Origin of the sequence: Parvibaculum sp., from assembly GCF_035511255.1 — a bacterium.
GTDB lineage: Bacteria > Pseudomonadota > Alphaproteobacteria > Parvibaculales > Parvibaculaceae > Parvibaculum.
In genome coordinates this window covers 1-4,109 of record NZ_DATKFR010000284.1, presented here as the reverse complement: position 1 = coordinate 4,109, position 4,109 = coordinate 1, and the positions used below count along the sequence as shown (strand labels likewise).

Here is a 4,109-nt window from a genome sequence, read left to right as displayed (position 1 = left end):
GACAGGATACCGCCGCACCGAATTTCGGCCGCGATCCGACGCACGCGACGCCTGAGAAGAAGTAGTTTTCGCCTCGTTGAGGATAAAGGTCGCTGTCGAGTTGGCGTCAGGCTGTCTTCTGCTTGAGCCAATTCTCGTAGTGGTCAATCAACGTCTGTTCCGCGGGCCGATAACGAATACCCAACTCCTCGATGCTGCGGCGATTATCGAGCGTGAAGCGAATGCCCAAGTGGTTATTCAGAAATTTGGGCGTCAGGCCGAAGAAGGGCCCGATGAGCCGCATGAGAACATTCGGTATCTGCATCCGGGGAAGCAGATAGGGGCGGCGGTGCACCTTGCGCAGGACCTTCGCGATGTCGATGAACGAGATCATCTCGGCTGACGACACGATATAGCGCCCCTTTGCCGCCGGCAGCTTGGCGGCCGCGATATGGGCCGCCGCGACCTCGCGCACATCGACGGTCGCGAAACTCAGATCGGGCACGCCGTAGAAGAAGAGACCCCTCATCAACTCGTCGAGCAGGAAAAGACTGCCTGAATCCGAAGACGAGGTGAGCGACGGCCCCAGCACCAATCCCGGATTGATGCAGACGAGATCCCAGCGGTCTTGCGCGCCGGCGATCTTCCAGGCTTCCTTCTCCGCCATCACTTTCGAGTAGTGATATGGATTGTGGTCGAGGCTGCTCGTGGTGTTGAAGAAGGCTTCGGACAGAACGTGACCCGGCATCTCCAGGGCGTCGCTATAGTCGCCGAAGATGGCGCCGATGGTCGAGGTGAGCACGACGCGTTCGACCGTCGGGGCCTCGTTCGCCGAACCGAGCACGTTCCGCACGCCTTCAAGAGCCGGGCGGAGCATCTGCAGCTCGCCGTCGGTGATCTTCTCCTGCATCAGAAATGGCGAGGCGACATGATAGACGATGCTGCATCCCTGCATCGCCGCCCCGAACGAGCCGGGTTTCACGAGGTCGGCTTCGAAGAGCTGCAATCGGCCGGGATGGGCGGCTTGCATCTCCTTGAGCGGTCGGACCTTTCCGGTGTTTCCAAGACTTCGCACCGTGGTGTGCACGGTGTCGCCGGTTTCGAGGAGCTGCTTGATGAGCTCGCAAGCGATGTACCCACTGCCGCCCGTGACCAGGACCGTCTGCTGCATGTTGAAAATCCGTGCCGGGTGTGTCCTATAAGATAGTTATAACTACCATACTAGGCATGGCAAGAAAAAAAGCCCAAAGGCTTTTCCGACGGGCCCCGCGACGCCTCGGACGCTCACTTCAGAGCAGCGGTTCGATCTTCGCGACCAGCACGGGGCCGAGAAAGATCTTTCCTTCGGTGACGACGACCGGCACGCGCACGCGGCCTGGCTGGTTGCCCTGGAACTGCGCGAAGAGGCCGAGCCCGACTTTCGCGATGCGCGCATCTTTCTCGCTGACCACCCGGGCGTCGACGAGGGCCTGCAGCAGACCGGCATAGTCGGAAATCGCGGCCTCGAAGCGGCCTTGCGGGCGGCCTTCCGGGTCGAGAGAAAGTTCGCCTTGCGCCCACATGTCGAGCGGACCCCACTTCACCTGCATGTCCGACACGGTCAGCACGCCGCCCTGGGTCGTCCAGGCGCGGACGAATTCGGCGGGGCTGGCATTGGGCGTCGGCACGGCGTTCTTCAGCCGGGCCTGCGCGGCGAAGAAGGCAATATTGGAGCCGAGTGCGCGCGGGGCATCGGCTGCGTCGATCGCCATGTCGTCGCCCTGGAGGGCGATGTCGTAGCTGTCAGCCGCATCGAGGGGGAGCGGTTCGGCATTTTCGGGCGGCGCCGAGGGGCGGGTGTGAAGCTGCAACCGTCCGGCGGCGAAGCGCTCGCCGGTGTTCGGCGCCTCGCCATCCTTCAGCGCGACGAAATCGTTGATGTCGATCGCGAGGCGGCCGAAAGGTGCACCGGGAACATCGACATAGCTCGCCCAGGTTCCTTCCGCTGTCGCCCGGATCACATGCGCGGGCGCGCCTGGCCGCGAGACGTCGCGATACCGCAGTACCTGCTCGCCATCGACCTTGAGGACGACATGGCGCAGGCTGTAAGGCAGAAAATCGGCTTCGAGGCTCTCCGCCGACCAGGCCCAGCCTTCAGGCGCCCGCGGCGCGGAGATCGAGGGCGCGGTGAAGCCCGCCTCGATGCGATAGGGATAGCCCGAAATCGAAAGCGCGTTCCAGCCCACGGCCAGATTGCCGGCATGATGACGCGCGGCGAAGACTTCGATGAAATCGCGTGTCTTTCCCGCCATGACGTACCAGTAGGCGGACCATAGGGCGGCGGCCGCCACCAGCGCGAGGATCGGACCGAAAAGCCGCCAGCGGGAACGCGGCGCGAGCTGTGCTGCCTCGGGTGGTGTCGTCGTCATGGTGTCGATAAAATCCGCCGTCTGGTCATGGGAAGCAAGATGCAGGATTTATGGGTTTTTGGATATGGCTCGCTGATGTGGCGACCGGGTTTCGAGCATGAGGAAAGCCGTCCGGCATTGCTCAGGGGCTATCACCGGGGGTTCTGCGTCTATAGCCACGTCCATCGGGGCACACCGGAGCGGCCGGGGCTCGTCTTCGGGCTCGACGCCGGCGGTGCCTGTCGCGGCGTCGCCTTCCGCGTCGAGGCGGCGCGGGCGGGCGAAACGCGACGCTATCTGCAGGCGCGCGAACAGGTGACGTCGGTTTATGTCGAGACGATGAAGCCGGTCGAGCTCGTCGATGAAAAACGTCGCGTCGAGGCGCTTTGTTTCGTCGTCGACCGCAGGCATCCGCAATATGCGGGCGCGCTTCCCTTCGAGCGGCAGGTGGAACTGATCGCGGCGGGCGAGGGAAGCTCAGGCAAGAATCCGGACTATCTCGAGAGCACCGTCCGGCATCTTGAAGCGGCGGGGATTGCCGATCCCGAACTCAACCGGCTCTGGCAGGCCGTCGAAGCGCGTCTGCGGCAACCCGTGTGACACCGGTGAAATTCGCGAGGCTGGCGAGGGCGTCCCTGATCGCTGCCTTGCGGGGCTTGTCGAGTTTGATGCCGGGCTCCAGCCAGAAGCCTTTCACCTCCAGCCGGTCCTCGGCGCGATGGACCTTGATGTCGGCGCGGGCAACGAAGCGGGTGCCTTCGAGGATCGGCAGCACGTAATAGCCGTAGCGGCGTTTCGCCTCGGGCACGAAAATCTCGATCGTGTAGTCGAAGCCGAAGAGGCGTTGGCCGCGCTTCCTGTCGCGGATCGCCGGGTCGAAGGGTGAGAGGAGCCGCGTTCCCCGATGCGGATCGGCGAGCGCCGCAATATCGGCTTCGATCGAGGCGGGGGCGAAGGCATGGCGGTGACTGCCATCGGCGCTCTCGATGTTGACCTCGACGATCTCCCTCTTCCGCATCGCCGTCTTCGCCCAGTCTTTGGCTTCGGCGATCTCGATCAGATCGAAAAAGCCCGCGAGTTCGGTCGGCGTCGCAAAGCCGAGACGGGCCAGCGCCTCGCGGGCCGCCCAGTCGATCGTCTGCCGGCGCGTCGGCCGCGCCTTGCGCAGATCGTCGGGGATCACGCGTTCGGCGAGGTCGTAGACCTTCTCGAAGCCGTCGCGCCGCGCGATGGCGAGTTCGCCGGTGCGCCAGAGATATTCGAGGGCCGTCTTCGACGGCCCCCAGCCCCACCAGCCGCCCGCGCCCTTGTCGTCGAAATGACGGGTCGAGAGCGGTCCTTCCTTGCGGATGCGGGCGCGGACGCGACGGATCGTCTTTTCGGGCTCCGGCCCGAAGCGTTCGCGCCAGTTCGGATGGTCGATGCGCGCCTTCGCGGCGCGGAAGCGGTGATGCCAGTGCGGATAGAATTCCATCGGGATCAGCGAGGCGTCATGCGTCCAGTGTTCGAAGAGCGCACGGTGTCCGGCGTGAAGCTCGTCGAGGAATTCGCGGCGGTAATCGCCGGCGCGCGAAAAGAGGATCATGTGATGCGCGCGCTCGACCGCGTTGACGGAATCGAGCTGCACGAAGCCGAGACGGTGGATGAGCGCCAGCACATCGTCCGGCGTCAGCGCATGGTCGAGTGGCGCGCCGAGCGCATGGCGGTCGAGAAAGAGGCGGCGCGCATCGGCGTTGGCGATCG

General features: G+C 64.3%; 4 protein-coding genes. 1 reads left to right on the top strand and 3 read right to left on the bottom strand.

The window, feature by feature from the left end; genetic code table 11:
- Nucleotides 1–106: 106 nt before the first annotated feature.
- The gene (locus VMR03_RS11335; protein WP_325405263.1) at nucleotides 107–1,150 is read right to left on the bottom strand and encodes an NAD-dependent epimerase/dehydratase family protein; all 1,044 of its coding nucleotides are present in this window, start codon (nucleotides 1,148–1,150) and stop codon (nucleotides 107–109) included.
- A gap of 118 nt (nucleotides 1,151–1,268) precedes the next feature.
- On the bottom strand, nucleotides 1,269–2,387 hold the full coding sequence (locus VMR03_RS11330) for a DUF2125 domain-containing protein (protein WP_325405261.1): 1,119 nt from the start codon (nucleotides 2,385–2,387) through the stop codon (nucleotides 1,269–1,271).
- A gap of 39 nt (nucleotides 2,388–2,426) precedes the next feature.
- On the opposite strand from VMR03_RS11330, the gene VMR03_RS11325 reads away from it, so the two are divergent.
- Nucleotides 2,427–2,966 carry a gamma-glutamylcyclotransferase gene (locus tag VMR03_RS11325; protein WP_325405259.1) on the top strand — a complete coding sequence of 180 codons (540 nt, stop codon included), beginning with the start codon at nucleotides 2,427–2,429 and terminating at the stop codon, nucleotides 2,964–2,966.
- Here the strand turns inward: VMR03_RS11325 and VMR03_RS11320 are convergent.
- Entirely contained in the window at nucleotides 2,917–4,107 is a 1,191-nt protein-coding gene (locus VMR03_RS11320; RefSeq protein ID WP_414693181.1) for a winged helix-turn-helix domain-containing protein, read from the bottom strand. The genes VMR03_RS11325 and VMR03_RS11320 overlap by 50 nt on opposite strands.
- Nucleotides 4,108–4,109 lie beyond the last annotated feature (2 nt).

What these genes read in the sequence shown, in the direction of transcription:
- VMR03_RS11335 (WP_325405263.1), bottom strand. Translation starts at nt 1,150, where the DNA reads ATGCAGCAGACGGTCCTGGTCACGGGCGGCAGTGGGTACATCGCTTGC.
- VMR03_RS11330 (WP_325405261.1), bottom strand. Translation starts at nt 2,387, where the DNA reads ATGACGACGACACCACCCGAGGCAGCACAGCTCGCGCCGCGTTCCCGC.
- VMR03_RS11325 (WP_325405259.1), top strand. Translation starts at nt 2,427, where the DNA reads ATGCAGGATTTATGGGTTTTTGGATATGGCTCGCTGATGTGGCGACCG.